Source organism: Mycobacterium sp. ITM-2016-00317 (assembly GCF_002968295.1).
GTDB lineage: Bacteria > Actinomycetota > Actinomycetes > Mycobacteriales > Mycobacteriaceae > Mycobacterium.
The window spans coordinates 5,445,210-5,466,568 of sequence record NZ_CP134399.1; the positions used below are offsets into that span (position 1 = coordinate 5,445,210).

A 21,359-nucleotide genomic window follows, 5' to 3' on the forward strand; every position below is an offset into this window, starting at 1 on the left:
TGCACACCACCCCGACGCTGGAGCACGCGTCAAGGGTCTTTGGACCCTGATGTGGGTGCTGCCTAGGTGCTTGACTGGCGATAGCGCAGATCTTCATGCACGTCGGTCGAGAGGTGCTCGCCATGTGGGATTCGTTCTGGGATTACTTCTGGTCGCTGCTGGTGATTTTCGCCTTCATCGCCTACCTGATGATCCTGTTCAACATCCTCGTGGACCTGTTCTGGCGTGATCACACGACCTCGGGCTGGGTCAAGGCGCTCTGGGTCGTCTTCCTGATCGTGTTCCCGTACCTGACCGCGCTGGTCTACCTGATCGCCCGCGGCAAGGGCATGGCGGAGCGGGCTCGTGAGCAGGCCCTGGAGGCCAAACAGCAGACCGACGCGTACATCCGCCAGGCCGCCGGGCGCAGTCCCGCGCAGGAGATCGCCGACGCCAAGGCGCTACTGGACACCGGGGCCATCGACCAGCGCGAGTTCGAATCGCTGAAGGCCAAGGCGCTCAGCTGAGTTTGGTCGCCCGGTAGAAGGTGACGGGTCCGGCCAGCCGAAGACGCCGAGTGGCGAGCACCTGACAGTCGAAGCCGACCGAGCGCATCTGATCCGGCAGGCCGATTGCGGCGCTGCCGTGGTCGTGCCCGGTCACCCTGCTCAGCAGGCCTCCGCGATGGCCGGTTCCGCCGATGTCGACGGCGTGGAGTCGACCACCGGGCGCAAGCACCCGGAACGCCTCGCCCAGCGCCAAAGCTTTCACCTCGCCGTCGAGGTGGTGCAACATCATCGACGACAGCACCCGGTCGAAGGCGCCGTCAGGGAACGGCAGTTGCTGGGCGTAGGCGTGCTCCCAGCGAATCTGCCCGTCGCCCTTGCGCCGGGCCCGCGCCAGCGCCCGCGGGTCGGGGTCGATGGCGGTGATCCTGGCCGACGGCGCCGACCGCGCCGCCAGGTAGGTGAGGTTGCCGGTGCCGCAGCCGATCTCAAGAACAGAGGTGGCTCCACTCAGTTCGGCCTGGCCGATCAGTTCGTCGTACACCGGCCCCATCCCGAGTACGCGGACCATCGCGTCGTAGCCGGGCAGCAGGAAGTCACGGCCGGCGGCCGGTAGATAGTCGTGCGCGTTGCCCCACGTCCCGGTCACCGGTTTCGGATGATTCTTCGTCATGGTGTCCATCGTTGTTAGTCGGCAACAACGAATGTGGGGTGATCGTCGGCCGTATCGGGACTATCTTTGGGCGATGGGCGAGATGTCCCGATTCGCCGGCCGCCGCGACGGGGTGCCGATCTATGCGTACCCGAGCGAGCCAGGCGCTCCTCCGGTGTCGCTGGTCCGGTTCGAGCGGACCTCGCCGGTGCCGCTCGGCCGGCACATCCACGATTTCCCGGTCCTGGTCCACCACGGCGCGTCCGGTGCGGTCGACGTCGTCGCCGCCGGGGCCACAGTGGATCCCGCCCTGGTCGGCGAGGGAGAAGACGCTGTCGCGCTCTTCTTCGACCCTGCCGCCCTCGGCGGGAGTGCCCGTGCGCCCTGGCCGGCCTGGCGTGCGCACCCGGTGCTGTTCCCGTTCCTGCACAGCGAGCACAACGCCGTGCTGCGTCTGACCGTCCCCGCCCACCGCCGCGCCTTCTGGGATTCCACCGTCGACGCGATCGACAGTGAGCTCACCGAGCGCCGCGACGGGTACCGGCAGGCCGCACTGGCCCACCTGACGGTGCTGCTGATCGAGCTGGCACGGATGGCCGACGACGTGGTCGGCGACCTGAAGCGCGACGGAGAACCGTTGTTGGCCAAGGTGTTCGAGGTCATCGACGAGCACATCGACCAGCAGGTGTCGCTGCGCGACGTGGCCAGGGAATGCGGGATGACCCCCGGTCACCTGACCACCGTGGTGCGCCGCCGGACCGGGCGCACGGTCGGCGACTGGATCACCGAACGGCGGATGGTCGAGGCGAGATCGCTGCTGGCCGGCACCGACCTCGGGGTTCAGGAGATCTCCCGGCGGGTAGGCATCGCCGACCCCGGCTACTTCACCCGGGTGTTCCGCCGGGCGCACGGGGAGGCACCGCGCCGGTGGCGGGCCCGGCACACCGGCGTCAGAACAGGGTGAACTGGTCCCCGGCCGGCGGCTGCTCCACGAACTCCTCGATCGTCGCGCCGCCGACCACTGCGTCCAGCCGCGCCACGAAGTCGGCACTGCCCAGCAGCGGGACGCCGAACTCGCCGGCCTGGTAGCCCTTCCCCTGCTCGGGCGCGGGATCGTCGCAGACCACCAGCGAGGTGTGCCCGTCGACGGCCTCGGTGTAGGCGAGTCCGGCGTGCAGGATCCGCTCGACGAGTTCCTCGTGGGTGTGGCCGACCTCGGCCGACAGCGCCACCCGCATGCCCTGCACCAGCGGACGGTCCGGCGAGAACCGGCCCGGGTTCGCGTAGGCGCACGGCATCCGCGCGGCGAGCGCCTTGAGCGGGCGGAACTCGTCGTGGGTGACGCGGCCGTTGGGCCAGGTGCGCCTGCTGACCGGATGCACCGGCAGCCACTTGCGGCGCTCCTGAGCGCGCACCAGCACCGGCTTGAGGATCTGGGCGAGCACCATCGCGTCGTCGAGCGCGTCGTGCGGCTTCATCTGGGTGACGCCCCAGTGCGCGGCCAGCGTCTCCAACCGCAGATTGTCCAGGCCGAGCTGGAGCCTGCGGGCCAGTTCGACGGTGCACATCACCGTGTCCACCGGCAGCTCGGCGTGCACCATCTCGGCCTCGGTGGTCAGGAACGAGTAGTCGAAGCCGACGTTGTGGGCGACCAGCGTGCGGCCCCGCAGCAGCTCGCACAGATCGCCGACGACATCGCCGAAGGTGGGCTGGCCGGCGAGCATCTCGGCGGTCAGCCCGTGCACGTGGGTCGGGCCGGGATCGACACCGGGATCGAGCAGGCTGTAGAGGCTCTTCTCGACGTTGCCGTCGTCGCTGAGCGCCAGCGCCGCGACGCTGACGATGCGCGCCTGGCCCGGCCGGAAACCCGAGGTCTCGACGTCCACCACCGCCCAGCCCGCGCCGACCTCGTCGGCGGGTCTACCCCAGCGACTTCCGGCGGTTGAGCTCACCCTCCGAGGATGGCATGCAGCCCTGACAAGCCCTGCTCCATCACCCCGCGTGTCGGCGGCTCTTCTAAACTGCCGGGGATGGTCATCACCCCGCGCGGACGTATCGCGCTCACCGCCGGAGCGGGCGCGCGTTGGGCGTCCCGCGTCACCGGTCGCGGCGCAGGCGCGATGATCGGCGGTCTGGTCGCGATGACACTGGACAAGTCGATCCTCGGCCAGCTGGGCCGAGGACGGCGCACAGTGGTCGTGACCGGCACGAACGGCAAGTCGACGACCACGCGGATGACCGCCGCCGCGCTGGCCACGGTCGGGCCGGTGGCCACCAACGCCGAGGGCGCCAACATGGATGCCGGGCTCGTCGCCGCGCTGGCCGCCGCCCCCGAGGCCCCGCTGGCCGCGCTCGAGGTCGACGAGATGCACGTCCCGCACGTCAGCGACGCGGTGGACCCCGCGGTCGTCGTACTGCTCAATCTGTCGCGTGATCAACTCGACCGGGTCGGTGAGATCAACCACATCGAGCGCACGCTGCGCGCCGGTCTGGCCCGGCACCCGTCGGCGGTCGTCGTGGCCAACTGCGACGACGTGCTGATGACCTCGGCGGCCTACGACAGCCCGCGGGTGGTGTGGGTGGCCGCAGGCAGCGGCTGGGCCAGCGACTCGGTCAGCTGCCCGCGCTCCGGCGAGATCATCGTCCGCCAGGGCACGGACTGGCACTCGACCGGCTGTGACTTCAAACGCCCCGACGCCGACTGGTGGTTCGACGACACCCACATCTACGGGCCCGACGGGTTGTCGCTGCCGATGTCGCTGACGCTGCCGGGCACCGTGAACCGCGGCAACGCCACGCAGGCCGTCGCCGCCGCGGTGACCCTCGGCGCGGACCCGGTCGCCGCGGTGGCCGCGGTGTCCGCCGTCGAGGAGGTCGCGGGCCGCTACCGCACGGTGCAGGTCGGCGCGCACACCGCCCGGATCCTGCTGGCGAAGAACCCGGCGGGCTGGCAGGAGGCGCTGGCGATGGTGGACCGGGACGCGGCCGGGGTCGTCATCGCGGTCAACGGTCAGGTGCCCGACGGCGAGGACCTGTCGTGGCTGTGGGACGTGCGCTTCGAGCATTTCGATTCGGTGCCGGTGGTGGCCGCGGGCGAGCGCGGCACCGACCTCGCCGTGCGACTGGGGTACGCCGGGGTGGAACACACGCTGGTGCACAACACGCTGGCCGCGATCGCGTCGTGCCCGCCCGGGCACGTCGAGGTGCTCGCGAACTACACCGCGTTCCTGCAACTGAACAGGCGGTTGCCGAAGTGAGCGAGTCCGCGGTCCGGATCGGGCTGGTGCTGCCCGACGTGATGGGCACCTACGGCGACGGCGGCAACTCGGTAGTGCTGCGCCAACGCCTGCGGCTGCGGGGAATCGCCGCCGAGATCGTCGAGATCACGCTGGACGATCCGGTGCCCGCCGAGCTGGACCTCTACACCCTCGGCGGCGCCGAGGACTACGCGCAGCGGCTGGCCACCAAGCATTTGATCCGCTATCCCGGTCTGCAGCAGGCGGTTTCGCGCGGCGCTCCGGTGCTGGCGATCTGCGCGGCGATCCAGGTGCTGGGCCACTGGTATGAGACCTCGGCGGGGGAACGCGTCGACGGGGTGGGTGTGCTGGACGTGACGACGTCACCGCAGCCGGAGCGGACGATCGGCGAGGTGGCAGCGACACCGCTGGTCGACGGGCTCACCGATTCGCTGACCGGGTTCGAGAACCACCGCGGCGGAACGGTTCTGGGTGCTGAGGCCCGGCCGCTGGGATCGGTGACCAAGGGTGCGGGCAACCGGGCCGGCGACGGCATCGACGGCGCCGTCCAGGGCAGCATCGTCGCGACCTACCTGCACGGCTGCTGCCTGGCCAGGAACCCCGAACTGGCCGATCACCTGCTCGCGAAGGTCGTCGGACCGCTTGCGCCGCTGGATCTTCCAGAGGTCAGCCAGTTGCGCCGGGAGCGTCTGGCCGCGCCGCGGCGGGTGTGAGCCCGGTCAGGCGGCAAGCCTCCTGACGAACCTCTGCATATCGGTCGCGTCGAGCTGACAGCCGCGACTGCGCAGCGCCGCCTCGGTTCTGGCGAGCCACTGCGACGGCCGATCCTCCGCGATCACGCGGATCACGATCCAGTCGAGTTCTTCGAGCATCCGCAGCCGCGCGATGTCCTTGACGTACTGCGCACGCTTCGTGCGATGGTGATCCCCGTCGTACTCGACCGCGACCCCGTACTCCTGCCAGCCCATGTCCAGGAACGCCACCGGCCGCGATCCGTCGAGGACCGGGATCTGCGTCTCCGGACGGGGAAACCCGCAGTCCAGCAACCACAGTCGGAGCATGCTCTCCTGCGGCGAGGCGGCGCCGCCGTCGACCAGCGGCAGCAGGTCACGCAACTGGGCGACCCCACGGGCCCTGGGCCGCCGGTCGGCCAGCTCGGTCACCGCGTCGAGAGAGAACTCCTGGTTCCACATCAGCGCGTCCAGCCGGGCCAGCGCCTCCCTGCGGGCCGACAGCCGGCCCAGGTCGAAGGCCGTCCTGACCCGCGAGGTGACGGGAAGCCCTGAGCGACGGACGATCTCGTCGTCGGCGAGCGCGTCGGTGCGGGTGGTCAGGCCTGGCTGCGGGCGGCTCTTCACGCCGGCCACCTCGATCGGGACCTCGGTGTCGATCCACGGCGCTCCGTGCAGTGCGGCCGCGGCCAGGCCGGCGATCACTCCCTTGCGCCCGGTCGTCAGCCACGCCCCGACGGCCCGGTCGCGCAACGAGACCTCGGCGCCCTTGCGGACGAAGACCCCGCGGTACAGCGGGGTGTACCAGCGTGCGAGCTCGTGCCGGGTCACCACACCGGCTCTGACGGCTTCCCCGCCCAGGATGACTTCGCCCATGCCGGGCATCGTGCCAAGACCCACTGACAATCCCCGCCGCTGAACCTCAGCGGTCCCAGCTATCCGCTTTTCTCAGCGGAAGTGCGAGAAGACCTCTGCAAAACGTGGATCCGTGGGGCCAGTGAGACTCCCGCGGCCCGTGGGACTCACTCCCGCCAGCCCTCAGGCCATCGCGCGGCGGCCGGCCAGCGCCCGGCCCAGCGTCAGCTCGTCGGCGAACTCGAGGTCACCGCCCATCGGCAGCCCCGAGGCGATACGCGTCACGCTCAACCCGGGGATGTCGCGCAGCATCCGCACCAGGTACGTGGCGGTCGCCTCGCCCTCGGTGTTCGGATCGGTCGCGATGATGACCTCGGCCACCTCGACGCCGTCCACCCGCTCACCGATCCTGTTGAGCAGTTCGCGGATGCGCAGCTGATCGGGACCGATTCCGGACAACGGGTCCAGCGCGCCGCCGAGGACGTGGTAGCGGCCCCGGAACTCGCGGGTGCGCTCGACGGCCTGCACGTCCTTGGGTTCCTCGACGACGCAGATCAGCGACGCGTCCCGGCGCGAGTCACCGCAGATCCGGCAGCGCTGCTCGTCGCTGACATTGCCGCACACCGAGCAGAAGGTGACGCCGTCGCGGACCCTGTTCAGCACCGCGGTCAGCCGATCGATGTCGGGCGGCTCCACCGACAGCAGGTGGAACGCGATCCGCTGGGCGCTCTTGGGCCCGATACCGGGCAGCTTGCCCAGCTCGTCGATCAGATCCTGGACCGGTCCTTCGAACAAGAAGTCACATCCCCGGCAGGCCGAGGCCGCCCATGCCGCCCGCCAACGGGCCCAGCCGGTCGTGGGCCAGCATGGTGACCTGCTTGGCGGCGTCGGCGATGGCGCCGACGACGAGGTCCTGCAGCGTCTCCACGTCCGACGGGTCCACGACCTTGGGGTCGATGCGCACCGCCACCACCTCACCGCTGCCGCGCATGGTGACCTGCACCAACCCGCCGCCGGCCTGACCCTGCACCTCGGCGGCAGCCAGCGCCGCCTGCGCCTCCATCAGCTGCTGCTGCACCTGCTGGGCCTGGGCGAGAAGGGCTGACATGTCGGGTTGGCCACCAGGCTGCATGCTTGATCCTCTGTCGTCTTGATTGCGTCTCGGTCTCGACTTGGTTGCGCTCGTCCACAAGCGGCACTTCGGACTTCCAGCGTAGTCGGCACCGGCGCTACCGTGTCGCCGTGCCCGTGCCTGCAATCCTGCGTGTCGGGGCCGCCGCAGTGGCCGCGATGCTCGTCGCCACCCTGCCCGCCGCCCCCGCCCAGGCCGCCCCGACCAACGTCGCGGGCAAGATCGTGTTCCTCGACCCGGGCCACAACGGCTCCAACGACTCCTCGATCAGCAGGCAGGTGCCCACCGGCCGCGGCGGCACGAAGGACTGCCAGGCCAGCGGCACCTCCACCGAGGACGGGTTCGCCGAGCACACGTTCGCCTGGGAGACCACGCTGCGCATCCGGCAGGCGCTGCACGCCCTCGGGGTGCGCACCGCGATGTCCCGCGGCGACGACACCGGGCTCGGCCCGTGCGTCGACCAGCGCGCGGCGATGGCCAACTCGCTGAGCCCGAACGCGGTGGTCTCCATCCACGCCGACGGCGGCCCGCCCACCGGCCGCGGCTTCCACGTGCTCTACTCGTCGCCACCGTTGAACGCCGCGCAGGCCCGTCGGTGCAGTTCGCCAAGGTGATGCGCGACCACCTCGCCGGCTCGGGCATCCCGCCGGCCACCTACATCGGCCAGCAGGGCCTGAACCCGCGCGCCGACATCGCCGGGCTCAACCTCGCGCAGTACCCGTCGATCCTGGTCGAGCTGGGCAACATGAAGAACCCGGTCGACTCGGCGCTGATGAAGTCTCCGGAGGGACGGCAGCGGTACGCCGACGCCGTCGTGCGCGGCATCGTGGCGTTCCTGAGCACCCAGCGCTGACGGGCGGGCTCAGCCCCGGGCGTCCTCGACACCGAGGGTGCCCTCGACCTCGCGCTTGAGGTTGCCGAGCACCTCGGCCTGAATCCTGCGCAGCCCGATCGGGGCGAACATCTTCTCGAAGAACCCCCCGACGCCGCCCGCGCCCTGCCAGGACGTCTTCAGAGTGACCGAGGAGCCGGGCCCCGCGGGGGCGACGGTCCAGTTCGTCACCATCGACGAGTTGGCGTCCTTCTCGATGACGGTGCGGCCCGCGACGTCGACGTTCGCCTTGACCGTGCGCGAGCGCGATTTGGTGGCCTGAAGGTTCCACTCGGCCACGGTGCCCGCGCCCTGCCCGCCTTCGAGCACCCGGTAACCGCTGTAGTGCTCGGAGAGGATCTTGGGCCGCATGGCCTCGTAGTCCGCGACGGCGCCCAGCACCGTGGCCGGATCGGCGTCGATCAGGACCGTGCTGGACGCGCTGACCTGTCCCATCAGTGGTAACTCCTTGTCAATTGGGATCGCAGAAGCTCAGTGCGGTCGCATCGGTGACGACCTCGGACTAGCGTATATCTGTGCCTGTTGCCTCGAACGACGCACGGGCCGCTCACGCCGAGGGCGTGCAGCGGTTGTTGACGAGTTACCGCGCCATCCCGCGCGATGCCACTGTCCGCCTGGCCAAACCCACGTCCAACCTGTTCCGCGCGCGGGCGCAGAACAACGCCAAGGGGCTCGACACCTCGGGGTTGACGCACGTCATCGAGGTCGACCCGGACGCCGGCACCGCGGACGTGGCGGGTATGTGCACCTACGAGGACCTGGTCGCCGCGACGCTGCCGCACGGGTTCTCGCCGCTGGTGGTGCCACAGCTCAAGACGATCACGCTGGGTGGGGCGGTGACCGGGCTGGGCATCGAGTCGACGTCGTTCCGCAACGGTCTGCCGCACGAGTCGGTGCTGGAGATGGACATCCTGACCGGCGCAGGCGACATCGTGCGCGCCTCCCCCGACGAGAACCCGGACCTCTTCCGGGCGTTCCCGAATTCCTATGGCACGCTGGGGTATTCGGTTCGCCTTAAGATCGAGCTGGAGCCTGTCCAACCGTTCGTGCGGTTGCGCCACGTCCGGTTCCACTCGCTGTCGGGTCTGCTGGAGGCGATGGAGCGGATCGTCGAAACCGGCGGCTGGAACGGCGAACCCGTGGACTACCTCGACGGCGTGGTGTTCAGCGCCGACGAGAGTTACCTGTGCCTCGGCCGGCGCTCGGCCGCGCCGGGGCCGGTCAGCGACTACACCGGCCAGGACATCTACTACCGGTCGATCCAGCACGACTCGCCCGACGACGGCGCCGAGAAGCACGACCGGCTCACGACCCACGACTACCTGTGGCGCTGGGACACCGACTGGTTCTGGTGCTCACGGGCTTTCGGTGCGCAGAATCCGCGCATCCGGCGCTGGTGGCCGCGCCGGTACCGGCGCAGCAGCGTGTACTGGAAGCTGATCGGCTACGACCAGCGCTACGGTATCGCCGATCGCATCGAGAAGCGGCACGGGCGCCCACCACGCGAGCGGGTGGTCCAGGATATCGAGGTCCCGATCGAGCGGACGGTCGCGTTTCTGCAGTGGTTCCTCGACAACGTGCCCATCGAGCCGATCTGGTTGTGCCCGTTGCAGTTGCGCGACGAGCGAGACTGGCCGCTGTACCCGATCCGGCCGCACCGCACCTACGTCAACGTGGGCTTCTGGTCCTCGGTGCCGATCGGCCCCGAGGAAGGGCACACCAACAAGTTGATTGAACGCAAAGTCAGCGAGCTCGACGGTCACAAATCGCTGTATTCCGATGCGTTCTACTCGCCGGAGGAGTTCGATTCGCTGTATGGAGGGGAGATGTACAAGACAGTGAAGAAGACCTACGACCCAGACTCCCGTTTCCTTGATCTGTATGCGAAGGCGGTGCGGAGACAATGACGACATTCCGGGAACGTACGAACGAGCCGGCGCTGCTCGGCGATCGCAAGCTCACCCTGGCCGAGGTCCTGGAGATCTTCGCCGGGGGCCGCAGGCCGCTGAAGTTCACCGCCTATGACGGCAGCAGCGCCGGGCCCGAGGATGCCACCCTGGGCCTTGATCTGCTGACCCCGCGCGGAACCACCTATCTGGCCACCGCTCCCGGAGATCTCGGGCTGGCGCGCGCGTACGTCTCCGGCGACCTGCGAATGAACGGTGTGCACCCGGGTGACCCCTACGAGCTGCTCAATGCACTGACCGAGCGACTGGAGTACAAGCGGCCGCCGGCGCGGGTGCTGGCCAACGTGGTGCGCTCCATCGGCATCGAGCACCTGAAGCCGATCGCACCGCCTCCCCAGGAGACGCTGCCGCGGTGGCGGCGCATCGCAGAAGGGCTGCGGCACAGCAAGACCCGAGACGCCGATGCGATCCACCACCACTACGACGTCTCGAACACCTTCTACGAATGGGTGCTCGGCCCGTCGATGACCTACACCTGCGCGTGCTACCCGCACCCTGACGCCACCCTGGAGGAGGCGCAGGAGAACAAGTACCGCCTGGTGTTCGAGAAGCTGCGCCTCAAGCCGGGTGACCGGCTGCTCGACGTCGGCTGCGGCTGGGGCGGGATGGTGCGTTACGCCGCCCGGCACGGCGTCAAGACGGTCGGGGTGACGCTGTCGAAGGAGCAGGCGCAGTGGGCGCGCACCGCCATCGAGCGCGACGGGCTGGGCGAGCTCGCCGAGGTGCGCCACGGCGACTACCGCGACGTGCTGGAGTCGCACTTCGACGCGGTGTCCTCGATCGGTCTCACCGAACACATCGGTGTCGCCAACTACCCGTCGTACTTCCGCTTTCTCAAGTCCAAGCTGCGTCCCGGCGGTCTGCTGCTCAACCACTGCATCACCCGCCACCACAACCGCAGTCACGCCGCCGCAGGAGGTTTCATCGACCGGTACGTGTTCCCCGACGGGGAGCTGACCGGGTCGGGCCGGATCATCACCGAGGTCCAGGACGTCGGGCTCGAGGTGGTGCACGAAGAGAACCTGCGGATGCACTACGCGATGACACTGCGCGACTGGAGTCGCAACCTGGTGGAGCACTGGGACGAAGCGGTCGCCGAGGTGGGCCTGCCTACCGCCAAGGTGTGGGGTGCGTACATTGCCGCGTCACGGGTCGGCTTCGAGCAGAACGCCATTCAGCTGCACCAGGTGCTGGCGGTCAAGCTCGACGAACGCGGCGGTGACGGCGGTCTGCCGCTGCGACCGTGGTGGAGTGCCTGACCGCTAACCGTCGATGCGGCGTGCGCCGAGTTCGTTCTGCAGCAGTTCCAGCGCGGCTTCTTCGGGGTCGCGGCGTGGCGCGGCGGGATCGTGACTGCCGGCCTCGGCCAGCATGCTCTCCTCGTCGTCGACGTCCGGTGGCGGAGGCTCGGCCGGGGCGCGCTGCGGCGGCTGGGCGCCGCGGCGGGCGCAGCACCGGCCTCGCACACGACCTTCCAGTTGACCCCGAGCGCATCCTTGAGCGCTTCGCGGATCACGTCGGCGTTGCGCTGCTCGCTCAATCTGCGGGCCAGCGGGGCCGATTCGTGACTCAGGATCAGGGTGTCGCCCTCGACGGCACGCACGATCGCACCGGCGAGCATCACCTCGGTGGTGCGGCTGCGCTCGCGCACCTTCTCCCGCACCGTGGTCCACATGCTGCGGACCGCTGCCGCACCGGGTTCGCCCGCGGCCACCGCCGCGGCCGGGGTGGCAGGCGGGGCCTGCACGGCGGGCGCGGCGGGAGGCTGCACCGGCGGCGGTGAGACAGGCTCGGGTGCAGCGCGTTCCGGGGCCGGGGCGGGCGGCTCAGGCGCGACGGGGGCCGCCACCGCCACCGGCGCCGGGGCGGGCGGCTCGGGTGCGGGCGTCGACACAGGAGGCGGCGTCGGCACAGGCGGCGGAGTCGGCGTCGGCGCAGGTGGGGTCGGCGCGGGCGGCGGGGCCGGGGCGGCCTCGGGCGGTGTCGACGCGGCCTCGCTCCTGCGGACGAACTGCTTGCGCGGTGCGGCCGGCGCCGCCGGGGCGATCTCGTCGCCGGCCGGGATCGAGATGTCCAGCCGGGTCTCGATGCGCTCGACGCGCTGCAGCAGCGCGGCCTCGGTGTCGCTCGCCGACGGCAGCAGCAGCCGGGCGCACACCACCTCGAGCAGCAGTCGTGGCGCCGTCGCCCCGCGCATCTCCCCCAGGCCGGCGTGCACGACCTCGGCGTAACGGGTCAGCGTCGCGGTGCCGAGCCGGGCCGCCTGTTCCCGCATCCGTTCAAGCACGTCCTCGGGACCGTCGACCACACCCCGGGCCGCCGCGTCGGGCACGGCCTGCAGCACGATCAGATCCCGGAACCGCTCCAGCAGGTCGGTGGCGAAGCGCCGTGGATCGTGGCCGGCGTCGACGACGCCTTCCACCGCGCCGAACAGCGCGGCCGAGTCGTTGGCCGCCAGCGCGTCGATCGCGTCGTCGATCAGTGCGACGTCAGTGGCGCCGAGCAGCGACAGCGCCCGCTGGTAGGCGACGTGGCTGGTGCCCTCGGCGTCGGTGTGTGCGCCTGCCAGCAGCTGGTCGAGCACGCTGAGCGTGTCACGCGGCGAGCCGCCGCCGGCGCGGATGACCAGCGGGTACACCGCGTCGTCGACCTTGACGTTCTCCGAGGCGACGATCTTCTCGATCAGCGAGCGCATGGTGCGCGGCGCCAGCAGCCGGAACGGATAGTGGTGGGTGCGCGACCGGATGGTGGGCAGCACCTTCTCCGGCTCGGTGGTGGCGAACACGAAGATCAGATGCTCGGGCGGCTCTTCGACGATCTTGAGCAGCGCGTTGAAGCCGGCCGTGGTGACCATGTGGGCTTCGTCGACGATGAAGATGCGGTACCGCGACTGCGCCGGTGCGTAGAACGCTCGATCGCGCAGCTCGCGGGTGTCGTCCACACCGCCGTGGCTGGCCGCGTCGAGTTCGGTGACGTCCATGTTGCCCGACCCGTTCGGCGCCAGCGCGACGCAGGAGTCGCACACCCCGCACGGGGTGGCCGTCGGCCCCTCGACACAGTTGAGGGAGCGGGCCAGGATGCGCGCCGAGGAGGTCTTGCCGCAGCCGCGCGGACCCGAGAACAGGTACGCGTGGTTGATGCGACCGGAGTTGAGCGCCGTCGACAGCGGCTCGGTGACGTGTTCCTGGCCGACAACCTCAGCAAAAGTCGCCGGTCGGTACTTGCGGTAGAGAGCCACGGAAGCAGGCTACCGACCCGGTCCGACTACTTCTCGGGGGGCAGCGTCAGCAACTGCTCGGTGGCCGAGTACAGCGCACAGGTGGCGAGCCCGTCGATGGCCTCCCGCAGGTCCGAGAGCGACGGGAAAGTCGGCGCGATCCGGATGTTCTTGTCCTCCGGGTCTTTTCGGTACGGGAACGACGCTCCGGCCCCGGTGACCGCGATACCCGCGTCCTTGGCCAGCGCGACCGTGCGCTTGGCGGTGCCGGGCAGCACGTCGAGGCTGATGAAGTAGCCACCCTTGGGTTCGGTCCAGGACGCGATCTTCGCGTCGCCCAGCCGGTCCTCCAGGATCTCCAGCGCGAGCGCGAACTTCGGCGCCAGGATCTCCCGGTGCCTGCGCATCTGGGACCGGACTCCGTCGGCGTCGCCGAAGAACCGGGCGTGCCGGAGCTGGTTGATCTTGTCCGGGCCGATCGATTTCTTGCCCGAGTGCTTCAGGTACCAGTCGATGGTGTCCTGCGAGCCGCCGAAGAAGCTGACTCCGGCGCCGGCGAAGGTGATCTTGGAGGTGGACGCGAAGATCAACGGCCGGTGGGGATGCCCGGCGGCCTCGGCCAGGCCGAGGATGTCCACCGGCTCGGCGAAGTCGTCGGTGAGGGTGTGCACCGCGTACGCGTTGTCCCACATCAGACGGAAATCGGTTGCCGCTGTGTCCATCTGGACCAGTCGGCGGATCTTCTCGACCGAGTAGGTGGCGCCGGTGGGGTTGGCGTAGACGGGCACACACCACATGCCCTTGATCGCGGGGTCGGCGGCGACGAGTTCTTCGACCCGGTCCATGTCGGGGCCGTCCTCGTGCAGCGGCACCGGGATCATCTCGATGCCGAGGCTCTCGGTGATCGCGAAATGGCGGTCGTAGCCGGGTGCGGGGCACAGGAACTTCACCCCGGGACCGTCGCGGAGCTCGTCCACCCACGGCCGGGCCGAGTCGACGCCGCCGTGCAGCAGCGAGAACACGACGGTGTCGTGCATGAATTCCAGGCTGGCGTTGTTGCCCGCGATCAGGTTGGGCACCGGGATGCCGAGGAGCTCGCCGAAGATCGCGCGCAGCTCGGGCAGCCCGTGCAGGCCGCCGTAGTTGCGGGTGTCGGTGCCGTCCCGGTCCAGGTATGCGTCCTCGCCGGTGCCCGGCAGCGCCAGCAGCGCGTTGGACAGGTCGAGCTGCTGCGGGGACGGCTTGCCGCGGGTCAGATCGAGGTGGAGGTTCTTGGCCTGGAGCTGGGCGTAGTTGCGCTGCTGCAGCTCGTGCTGCGCGCGCAGGTCGTCGAGGCCCAGCGAATGGAACGACACCGCTCGCCTTTCACCGTCGTGCGGATGAATCAAGGGGACCCCGCGCACCCGCCAGAGCCCGTTGACCCTTGCTGCCTTCCGGCCCTGGGGGAGTTCACAGGATGGACGCCGCGCGGGGTCCACGGCGAGTGTAGTACCCCGGGCCGGGGGTCCGTGCACGAGGAGCTCCGCCGGGGAGATTTAGGGGACCACGGGACCGGTCCGCTACCATTGCCGACGGAGGATTCGCCTAGTGGCCTATGGCGCTCGCCTGGAACGCGGGTTGGGTTAATAGCCCTCAGGGGTTCAAATCCCCTATCCTCCGCACTCGCCCGAGGTGCGACCGGCTGTGCGACTCGCTGGTCGCACCTCGGGCAACACGATCGAGGAGGAGTATGGGCCGCACCGTCGCGGTGACATGGCACGCGTCGTTCTCCATCGCCGCCGGGGTCCTCTACTTCTTCTTCGTCCTTCCCCGCACACCCGAGCTGCTGGGCGATATCTCGCCCACGCTGGGCACGGTGCTGCGCATCGTGGTCGGCGCGCTCATCGGGCTGGCCGCGCTTCCCGTGGTGTTCACGCTGCTGCGCACCCGGCGCCCCGAGTTCGGCACGCCGCAGATGGCACTGAATCTGCGCACCGCCTCGATCGCGCTGCACGTGCTGGCGGGAGTGCTGATCATCGGCACCGCGATCACCGAGATCTGGGTGCCGCTGGATACGGCCGGCCAGTGGTTCTTCGGCATCTACGGCGCCGCGGCCGCGCTGGCGCTCCTGGGCGTGCTCGCGTTCTATCTGGCGTTCGCCGCCGAACTGCCGCCTCCGCCGCCCAAACCGCTCAAGGTCAAAGAGCGCAAGGAGCGCCGCAGCCGGCGAACGGATACCGACGCCGAGGCTGACACCGACGCCGTCGACGCCGACACCACTGACACCGAGACCGACGCCGACACCGCCGACGCTGTGACCGTTGAGGAGACCGAAGCCGCCGAGGCGGATCCGACACCCGCGGCCGAGGCCGAATCGGGCACCGAGGCCGAGCCGGGCGCCGACGACGAGTCCGACGGCAAACTCCGCAATCGTCGGCCGGACGGTAAGTCATCGGTACTCGGCAGGCGCAAGCGCACCCGCGGCGGCGTCGCGGTCGAGGACTGAGAAAAGGGCCCACGTCGACAGCAGCCGACGACGCAGCCACTATTGATGGGTATGGGGCTCATTCGCAGACAACGGATACTGCTTTTCGCGCTGGCTGCGGCCCTTGCTCTGGTGACTCCGGTGGCACCGGCGGCCGCCGTGCCCGCCGATCCGGTCTCCGCCGCGGTACAGGCCGAGCCCGCCGTGGTGCGCATCGACACCGAGGTCGACTATCAGGGCGTGATCGGTCTCGGTACCGGGATCGTGCTGGACCCCGGTGGCCAGATTCTCACCAACTTCCACGTGGTCCAGGGCGCCGACCGCATCACCGGGACGGTGAACGGCCGCCCGTACCCAGCCCAGCTGGTCGGATACGACCGCAAGCGCGACATCGCGGTGTTGCAGCTGCTCGGCGCCTCCGGTCTGCCTGCGGCGGTCATCGGTGACGCCTACGCCCTGACCCCCGGTCAGCCCGTCATCGCGCTGGGCAACGCGATGGGCACCAATGCGCCGCTGACCCGTGAGGTCGGCACGTTGACCGGCTTCGGGCGCACCGTCGAGGCCGAGGACACCCTGACCGGGTCCAAGGACGAGCTGAGCGGGCTGTTCGAGTTCGCCGCACCGGTCCGGGCGGGCGATTCCGGCGGCCCCGTGGTCGACGGCGCCGGCCGGGTCGTGGGTATCACGACGGCGGCGTCGGTGAACTTCCGGATGGGTCCCGGCGGCAAAGGTTTCGCGATCCCGATCAACGACGCGATGGCGGTGGCCGACCAGATCCGCGCCGGCACGCCGTCCGACACCGTTCACATCGGTCCGCCGGTGCTGCTCGGCGTCGGTGTGCGCACCACTCCCCGCAACGAGCCGGGCGTATTGATCCAAGAGGTGATGAACGGCGGACCGGCCCAGCAGGCCGGCTTGCTGCCCGGCGACGTCCTGATCGTGCTCGACGGCGTCCAGCTCGATTCGGCGAAAACCCTGACGTCGGTGCTGGACCGCCACTATCCCGGCGACGTGCTGGACCTGACGTGGATCGACCGATCCGGGCAGACCCGCACCGGTAAAGCGGCCCTGACCCCCACCGTCTGATTTCGCCGAATCCGACCGGGCCATCAGCACCGTACCTATGCTGAGCGAGTGCCCAACAATGTGTCATATCGGGTCGTCCAGTGGACGACGGGAAACGTAGGCAAGTCCTCGGTGGCCGCCATCGCCGGCAATCCGAACCTCGAACTCGTGGGCCTGTACGCCTGGTCCGCGGACAAGGTCGGCAGTGACGCAGGCGAGCTCGCCGGCATCGGACCGCTGGGGGTCGCGGCGACCAACGACGTCGACGCGCTGCTCGCGCTGAAGCCGGACGTCGTGGTCTACAACCCGATGTGGATCAACGTCGACGAGCTCGTCCGGATCCTGGAAGCGGGGGTCAACGTCGTCGCGTCCGCATCGTTCATCACCGGGGGCAACCTGGGTGCGGACCGCGAGAAGCTCGCCGACGCGTGCCAGCGCGGCGGGTCGACACTGTTCGGTTCCGGCGTCAGCCCCGGCTTCGCCGAGCTGCTCGCGATCGTGGCGGGCACCGCATGCGACCGCATCGACAAGGTGACGATCGCCGAATCGGCCGACACCACGCTCTACGACTCTCCCGACACCGAGCGGCCCGTCGGCTTCGGCACCGCGATCGACGACCCGAACCTGCAGCCGATGGCCGCCCACGGCACGGCCGTGTTCGCCGAAGCCGTGCAACTGGTCGCCGACGCGCTCGGCATCGAACTCGACGAGATCAAGTGCGTGCCCGAATATGCCCAGACCACCGACGACCTCGTGATGGCCTCGTGGACGATCCCGGCCGGTCACGTCGCCGGCGTGTACGCGAGCTGGCAGGGCGTCCACCAGGGCAGGACGGTCATCGACATCAACGTCCGGTGGAAGAAGGGGCAGACCCTGGAGCCGGACTGGCAACTCGACGGTGACGGCTGGAAGATCACCATCGACGGACGGCCGACGGTCAACATGCAGGTCGGCTTCCTGCCGCCCCAGGACATGATCGAGAACGCCAAGACGCTCGAGGATTTCTTCGTGCTCGGCCACGTGATGACCGCGATGCCGCCGATCCATGCCATCCCGGCCGTGGTCGCGGCGGCGCCGGGCATCGCGACGTACAACGACCTGCCGCTGCCGACACCGCGCGGAGTGGTGCCGACCGCCTGACCGGCGCGGTGCTCACCGCAGCAGGCAGGTACCGGCCGCGGTGCTCTGGGCGAGATCGACATCAGGGTCGTCGCGCGACCCTCAGACGACGGAGCTGACGACCGCGATGTCGATCTCGGCCGGAGGGTGCCGAGAACCTAAGCCAGTTCCCGCAGCGTGCGCGCGACCACCTCGACCACCTTCTGCGGCTGCTTCTCCAGGTAGAAGTGGCCACCGGCGAACGTGTGCACGTCACCGCCGCCGGTCGTGTGCCGGTGCCACGCGCGGGCGTCGTCGACGCTGGTCTTCGGGTCGTCCGTCGCGGTCATCACCACGACGGGCGCGCCGATTCCCACTTCGGTGCCGCGGTGATAGTCCTGCAGCGCCCGGTAGTCGTTGCCGAAGGCCGGCAGGAACGTGGCCAGCAGATCGGGGTTCTCCAGCACCCGCGGATCGGTGCCGCCCAGTTCACGCATCACGCCGACGAGTTCGGTGTCGGTCTTGGCCTGGCGTTCGTCGCCGTATCGGCTGGGCGCCCGCGACCCGGACGCGAAGACGGTCAGCACCTTCCGGTCCCCCGCGGCTTCGCAGCGTCGGGCCACCTCGAAGGCGAGCACTGCGCCCATGCTGTGGCCGAAGAACGCCAGCGGCGCGTCCGGGACCGCGCTCAACGCGGCGTGCGCCTGGTCCGCGAGCTCGTCGATGGTCTCGATGAACGGTTCGCTGTAGCGGTCCTGACGCCCGGGATACTGCACGCCGAAGACGTCGAACTCCGGTGCCAGCGCCGCCGACATCGGGAAGTAGTAGCTGGCCGAACCGCCCGCGTGCGGGAAGCAGACCAGGCGGGTCCGGGCCGTCGGCGAAGGATGGAAGTTGCGCATCCAGCGGCTGCGCGCAGGAGGTGTCGTCATGGCTACCGGCTACCCCACCACTCGTACTACGCGCGCGGACAGCTGCGCACCGGGCGGGCCCTCGACGACGACGTCCTTGAGGATCTGGGCCTGGTCACCTTCCACGGTGAACTGCCCAGGCTGAGGCACATGCCCGCCCACCACTTCGTACTCCACGGTGAACGGTGATTCCGGGAAGGGATGCAGCCCAACGTATTTGGGGTCGATCGTGTAGGTGTAGAAGCAGGCCTCGGCCGGGTCGCAGTTCTGCGCGGTGACAACGACGCCGATGAGGAACTCCTCGTTGGTGGGCACCGACGGCGGCGGGGGCGTCGGCGGCCTGCGCTCCGGGGCGGTGACCTCCTGCTGCTGGCCGCGGGTGCCGAAGATCATCATCGTCGCGACACCGATGCCGCTGACGAGCATCCCGACGATCGCCAGGGTGGCCAGCAACTTCCGGAGGGTGGCGGTCGACATGCTCAGCAGGGTATCCGGCCGCACTAGTCACCGACGCGATTGCCGTCCTCGTCCCAGTGCGCGGCCACTTTCTTGCTGGGCTGTACCCGCGGCGGTTCGCCCGGCATCTTGGGGTAGTTCGGCGGGTACGGCAGGTCCCCGAGACCACGGTCCTCGTCGGCTTTGGCCATGTCCAGCAGCGTGGCGATCGACTGGGCGTTCTCGTCGATGCCCGCCCAGGGATCTGGCCGGGCATCGACGAACTCGGGCACCGTCAGGATCGTGTAGTCGTCGGGGTCGGCGTCGCGCAGTTCATCCCACGTCAACGGCGTCGACACCGTCGCGATCGGGGTCTTGCGCGCCGAGTACGCCGACGCGAAAGTGCGGTCGCGGGCGTTCTGGTTGTAGTCGATGAACAGCCGCTTGCCCCGCTCCTCTTTCCACCAGGACGTCGTCACCGCGTCCGGGGCGCGCCGCTCGACCTCCCGGGCCAGCGCGATCCCGGCCCGCCGCACCGCGGTGAAATCCCAGTCGGTCGCGATGCGCAGGAACACGTGGACGCCACGACCGCCGGAGGTCTTGGGATAGCCGACCAACCCGAGCTCGTCGAGAAGCGGCCGCAGCACATCGACCGCGACGCTGCGGGCCTCCTTGAATCCGGTGCCCGGCTGCGGATCCAGGTCGATCCGCAGCTCGTCGGGGTGATCGGTGTCCGGGCAGCGGACCTGCCACGGGTGCAGCGTCACCGATCCCATCTGCGCGGCCCACGCGATCGCCGACGGGTGGGTGATCTTCAGCGCGTCGGCGGTGCGGCCGGACGGGAAGGTGACGGTACAGGTTTCGAGATAGTCCGGGTGCTTCTGCGGCACCCGCTTCTGGTAGATCTCCTCGCCGTCGATGCCGTCGGGAAACCGTTGAAGATGCACCGGCCGGTCCCGCAGCAGGGCGACCATTCGGTCGGCCACGGCCAGGTAGTACTCGACCAGCTTGCCCTTGGTCCCGTCCTTGCCGAGCTTGGGGAAGTACGGCTTGTCCGGGTTGGTCAACCGCACCATCACGCCGTCGACATCGATTTCTGTTGCAGGACTTGGCATCTAGGCCTCCAGCACGTCGGACAGGTCGTAGGTGAGCGGGACGTCGAGCTGATCGAACGTGCAACTGGCCGGGTCCCGGTCGGGCCGCCACCGCAGGAACTTCACCGCGTGCCGGAACCTGCGCCCGTCGTCGGTGTTGCCTTCCATCTGGTCATAGGCCACCTCGCACACCCGCTCGGGCCGCACCGGGATCCAGCGCTTGTCGGCCGCGGAGTTCCACCGGCTGGGCTCCCCCTCGCGCATGTCGTCGCCGATGCGCAACGGCTCCAGATCCGCCAGCAGCTTCAGCCGTGCCTTCGCGGTGAACGACGCGGCGCCGCCGACCATTTGGAGTTCACCGTCGTCACGGTAGAGGCCGAGCAGGATCGAGCCGATCCCCTCACCACTCTTGTGGATCCGGTACCCCATCGCCACGCAGTCGGCGTCCCGGTGGTGTTTGACCTTCACCATCTCCCGCTTGCCCGGCAGATACGGCCCGTCGAGGCGTTTGGCGATGATGCCGTCGAGGCCGGCGCCCTCGAATTCGTCGAGCCAGCGCGCGCCGAGAGCGGGGTCCTCGGTGGTGCGGGTGACGTGGCACCACTGCGTGTGGTTCACCGCGCCGACGAGTGCCTCCCGGCGGGTCCGGAACGGCTCCTGCATCAGCGAGGTGTCCCCGACGGCCAGTGCGTCGAATCCGATGAAGTGCGCAGGGGTCTGTTCGGAGAGCATCCGGATGCGGGAGGCGGCGGGATGGATGCGCTGGCTCAGCGACCCAGTCCAGCCTGATCCGGCTCTTGCCGGTCTTGCTTCTTGCGTCCGCGGCGATCTCGCGCGGCACGACGATCTCGCCGTCGAGCACGCAGCGCGGCGCGAGCTCGTCGCGCACGGCGTCGAGCACCTCGGGGAAATAGCGGGCCAGGTCCTTGCCGCTGCGCGAGATCAGTGCGACGTCGTCGCCGTCGCGGAAGGCCAGCGCGCGGAAGCCGTCCCACTTGGGTTCATAGGACCAGACGCCGGGCTGGTCGGGGACCGTGGTCTGCGCTTTGGCCAGCATCGGCTCCAGCGGTGGTGTCACGGGCAGCTGCACGGTGTCCATCCTCA

20 protein-coding genes, 1 tRNA gene, 1 other RNA gene and 2 pseudogenes are annotated in these 21,359 nt (G+C 69.5%); 11 read left to right on the plus strand and 13 right to left on the minus strand.

Features of this window, described 5'->3' with window-relative positions:
• Nucleotides 1-122 precede the first annotated feature (122 nt).
• Complete coding sequence (locus C6A87_RS26040) at nt 123-506, plus strand: SHOCT domain-containing protein (protein ID WP_311118086.1); 384 nt, start codon at nt 123-125, stop codon at nt 504-506.
• Here C6A87_RS26040 and C6A87_RS26045 read toward each other — a convergent pair.
• Nucleotides 499-1,158, minus strand: a complete 660-nt coding sequence (locus tag C6A87_RS26045; protein ID WP_311114880.1) for a methyltransferase domain-containing protein — start codon at nt 1,156-1,158, stop codon at nt 499-501. The genes C6A87_RS26040 and C6A87_RS26045 overlap by 8 nt on opposite strands.
• Before the next feature lie 73 nt (nt 1,159-1,231).
• On the opposite strand from C6A87_RS26045, the gene C6A87_RS26050 reads away from it, so the two are divergent.
• Nucleotides 1,232-2,101: an AraC family transcriptional regulator gene (locus tag C6A87_RS26050; RefSeq protein ID WP_311114881.1), complete on the plus strand. Its 870-nt coding sequence runs from the start codon at nt 1,232-1,234 to the stop codon at nt 2,099-2,101.
• Here the strand turns inward: C6A87_RS26050 and C6A87_RS26055 are convergent.
• Nucleotides 2,088-3,089, minus strand: a complete 1,002-nt coding sequence (locus C6A87_RS26055; RefSeq protein ID WP_311114882.1) for a DEDDh family exonuclease — start codon at nt 3,087-3,089, stop codon at nt 2,088-2,090. The two genes, C6A87_RS26050 and C6A87_RS26055, sit on opposite strands and share 14 nt — an antisense overlap.
• Before the next feature lie 78 nt (nt 3,090-3,167).
• Here C6A87_RS26055 and C6A87_RS26060 point away from each other — a divergent pair, with 78 nt between their 5' ends.
• Both C6A87_RS26060 and C6A87_RS26065 read left to right on the plus strand, forming a co-directional pair.
• Nucleotides 3,168-4,394 (plus strand): Mur ligase family protein, encoded by a 1,227-nt coding sequence (locus C6A87_RS26060; protein ID WP_311114883.1) that lies wholly within the window; start codon nt 3,168-3,170, stop codon nt 4,392-4,394.
• Nucleotides 4,391-5,107 carry a glutamine amidotransferase gene (locus tag C6A87_RS26065; protein ID WP_311114884.1) on the plus strand — a complete coding sequence of 239 codons (717 nt, stop codon included), beginning with the start codon at nt 4,391-4,393 and terminating at the stop codon, nt 5,105-5,107. Before C6A87_RS26060 ends, C6A87_RS26065 begins: the two co-directional genes overlap by 4 nt.
• Before the next feature lie 6 nt (nt 5,108-5,113).
• Here the strand turns inward: C6A87_RS26065 and C6A87_RS26070 are convergent, their stop codons facing one another.
• From C6A87_RS26070 to C6A87_RS26080, 3 genes are all read right to left on the minus strand, one after another.
• Nucleotides 5,114-6,001: a hypothetical protein gene (locus tag C6A87_RS26070; protein WP_311114885.1), complete on the minus strand. Its 888-nt coding sequence runs from the start codon at nt 5,999-6,001 to the stop codon at nt 5,114-5,116.
• Between the two features lie 162 nt (nt 6,002-6,163).
• A complete protein-coding gene (gene recR / locus C6A87_RS26075) occupies nt 6,164-6,775 on the minus strand; it encodes a recombination mediator RecR (protein WP_311114886.1) in 612 nt (203 codons plus the stop codon).
• Between the two features lie 4 nt (nt 6,776-6,779).
• Nucleotides 6,780-7,112: a YbaB/EbfC family nucleoid-associated protein gene (locus C6A87_RS26080; RefSeq protein ID WP_311114887.1), complete on the minus strand. Its 333-nt coding sequence runs from the start codon at nt 7,110-7,112 to the stop codon at nt 6,780-6,782.
• Nucleotides 7,113-7,228: 116 nt separating this feature from the next.
• Here C6A87_RS26080 and C6A87_RS26085 point away from each other — a divergent pair.
• Nucleotides 7,229-7,965, plus strand: a pseudogene (locus tag C6A87_RS26085) (Rv3717 family N-acetylmuramoyl-L-alanine amidase).
• Nucleotides 7,966-7,974: 9 nt separating this feature from the next.
• Here C6A87_RS26085 and C6A87_RS26090 read toward each other — a convergent pair.
• Nucleotides 7,975-8,439, minus strand: coding sequence for an SRPBCC family protein (locus C6A87_RS26090; RefSeq protein ID WP_311114888.1), 465 nt, complete (start codon nt 8,437-8,439; stop codon nt 7,975-7,977).
• Between the two features lie 80 nt (nt 8,440-8,519).
• Between C6A87_RS26090 and C6A87_RS26095 the strand changes: the two genes are divergently transcribed.
• Nucleotides 8,520-9,911, plus strand: coding sequence for an FAD-binding oxidoreductase (locus C6A87_RS26095; RefSeq protein ID WP_311114889.1), 1,392 nt, complete (start codon nt 8,520-8,522; stop codon nt 9,909-9,911).
• Entirely contained in the window at nt 9,908-11,230 is a 1,323-nt protein-coding gene (locus C6A87_RS26100) for a class I SAM-dependent methyltransferase (protein ID WP_311114890.1), read from the plus strand. The genes C6A87_RS26095 and C6A87_RS26100 overlap by 4 nt, the downstream gene beginning before the upstream one ends.
• Here the strand turns inward: C6A87_RS26100 and C6A87_RS26105 are convergent.
• From C6A87_RS26105 to ffs, 3 genes are all read right to left on the minus strand, one after another.
• Nucleotides 11,146-13,209 (minus strand): DNA polymerase III subunits gamma/tau, encoded by a 2,064-nt coding sequence (locus C6A87_RS26105; RefSeq protein WP_311114891.1) that lies wholly within the window; start codon nt 13,207-13,209, stop codon nt 11,146-11,148. The genes C6A87_RS26100 and C6A87_RS26105 overlap by 85 nt on opposite strands.
• 26 nt (nt 13,210-13,235) lie before the next feature.
• Nucleotides 13,236-14,543 carry an aminotransferase class I/II-fold pyridoxal phosphate-dependent enzyme gene (locus tag C6A87_RS26110; RefSeq protein ID WP_311114892.1) on the minus strand — a complete coding sequence of 436 codons (1,308 nt, stop codon included), beginning with the start codon at nt 14,541-14,543 and terminating at the stop codon, nt 13,236-13,238.
• Between the two features lie 29 nt (nt 14,544-14,572).
• Nucleotides 14,573-14,667, minus strand: an RNA gene (ffs, locus tag C6A87_RS26115) — signal recognition particle sRNA small type.
• A 94-nt stretch (nt 14,668-14,761) separates the two neighbouring features.
• Between ffs and C6A87_RS26120 the strand changes: the two genes are divergently transcribed.
• From C6A87_RS26120 to C6A87_RS26135, 4 genes are all read left to right on the plus strand, one after another.
• Nucleotides 14,762-14,847 (plus strand) — tRNA-Ser (locus tag C6A87_RS26120).
• A gap of 70 nt (nt 14,848-14,917) precedes the next feature.
• The gene (locus C6A87_RS26125; protein ID WP_311114893.1) at nt 14,918-15,673 is read left to right on the plus strand and encodes a hypothetical protein; all 756 of its coding nucleotides are present in this window, start codon (nt 14,918-14,920) and stop codon (nt 15,671-15,673) included.
• A gap of 45 nt (nt 15,674-15,718) precedes the next feature.
• On the plus strand, nt 15,719-16,738 hold the full coding sequence (locus C6A87_RS26130) for a S1C family serine protease (RefSeq protein WP_311114894.1): 1,020 nt from the start codon (nt 15,719-15,721) through the stop codon (nt 16,736-16,738).
• Between the two features lie 48 nt (nt 16,739-16,786).
• Complete coding sequence (locus tag C6A87_RS26135; RefSeq protein WP_311114895.1) at nt 16,787-17,857, plus strand: dihydrodipicolinate reductase; 1,071 nt, start codon at nt 16,787-16,789, stop codon at nt 17,855-17,857.
• A gap of 137 nt (nt 17,858-17,994) precedes the next feature.
• On the opposite strand, the gene C6A87_RS26140 is transcribed toward C6A87_RS26135, so the two are convergent.
• From C6A87_RS26140 to C6A87_RS26155, 4 genes and pseudogenes are all read right to left on the minus strand, one after another.
• Nucleotides 17,995-18,747: an alpha/beta fold hydrolase gene (locus tag C6A87_RS26140; protein ID WP_311114896.1), complete on the minus strand. Its 753-nt coding sequence runs from the start codon at nt 18,745-18,747 to the stop codon at nt 17,995-17,997.
• 9 nt (nt 18,748-18,756) lie between these two features.
• The gene (locus C6A87_RS26145) at nt 18,757-19,203 is read right to left on the minus strand and encodes a hypothetical protein (RefSeq protein ID WP_311114897.1); all 447 of its coding nucleotides are present in this window, start codon (nt 19,201-19,203) and stop codon (nt 18,757-18,759) included.
• 23 nt (nt 19,204-19,226) lie between these two features.
• Entirely contained in the window at nt 19,227-20,276 is a 1,050-nt protein-coding gene (ligD, locus tag C6A87_RS26150) for a non-homologous end-joining DNA ligase (RefSeq protein WP_311114898.1), read from the minus strand.
• A pseudogene (locus C6A87_RS26155) lies at nt 20,277-21,354 on the minus strand (ATP-dependent DNA ligase).
• Nucleotides 21,355-21,359: the final 5 nt, after the last annotated feature.

What these genes read in the sequence shown, in the direction of transcription:
- C6A87_RS26050 (WP_311114881.1), top strand. Translation starts at nt 1,232, where the DNA reads ATGGGCGAGATGTCCCGATTCGCCGGCCGCCGCGACGGGGTGCCGATC.
- C6A87_RS26040 (WP_311118086.1), top strand. Translation starts at nt 123, where the DNA reads ATGTGGGATTCGTTCTGGGATTACTTCTGGTCGCTGCTGGTGATTTTC.
- ligD (WP_311114898.1), bottom strand. Translation starts at nt 20,276, where the DNA reads ATGCCAAGTCCTGCAACAGAAATCGATGTCGACGGCGTGATGGTGCGG.
- C6A87_RS26080 (WP_311114887.1), bottom strand. Translation starts at nt 7,112, where the DNA reads ATGCAGCCTGGTGGCCAACCCGACATGTCAGCCCTTCTCGCCCAGGCC.
- C6A87_RS26145 (WP_311114897.1), bottom strand. Translation starts at nt 19,203, where the DNA reads ATGTCGACCGCCACCCTCCGGAAGTTGCTGGCCACCCTGGCGATCGTC.
- C6A87_RS26125 (WP_311114893.1), top strand. Translation starts at nt 14,918, where the DNA reads ATGGGCCGCACCGTCGCGGTGACATGGCACGCGTCGTTCTCCATCGCC.
- C6A87_RS26130 (WP_311114894.1), top strand. Translation starts at nt 15,719, where the DNA reads ATGGGTATGGGGCTCATTCGCAGACAACGGATACTGCTTTTCGCGCTG.
- C6A87_RS26060 (WP_311114883.1), top strand. Translation starts at nt 3,168, where the DNA reads ATGGTCATCACCCCGCGCGGACGTATCGCGCTCACCGCCGGAGCGGGC.
- C6A87_RS26045 (WP_311114880.1), bottom strand. Translation starts at nt 1,158, where the DNA reads ATGACGAAGAATCATCCGAAACCGGTGACCGGGACGTGGGGCAACGCG.
- C6A87_RS26090 (WP_311114888.1), bottom strand. Translation starts at nt 8,439, where the DNA reads ATGGGACAGGTCAGCGCGTCCAGCACGGTCCTGATCGACGCCGATCCG.
- C6A87_RS26070 (WP_311114885.1), bottom strand. Translation starts at nt 6,001, where the DNA reads ATGGGCGAAGTCATCCTGGGCGGGGAAGCCGTCAGAGCCGGTGTGGTG.
- C6A87_RS26140 (WP_311114896.1), bottom strand. Translation starts at nt 18,747, where the DNA reads ATGACGACACCTCCTGCGCGCAGCCGCTGGATGCGCAACTTCCATCCT.
- C6A87_RS26100 (WP_311114890.1), top strand. Translation starts at nt 9,908, where the DNA reads ATGACGACATTCCGGGAACGTACGAACGAGCCGGCGCTGCTCGGCGAT.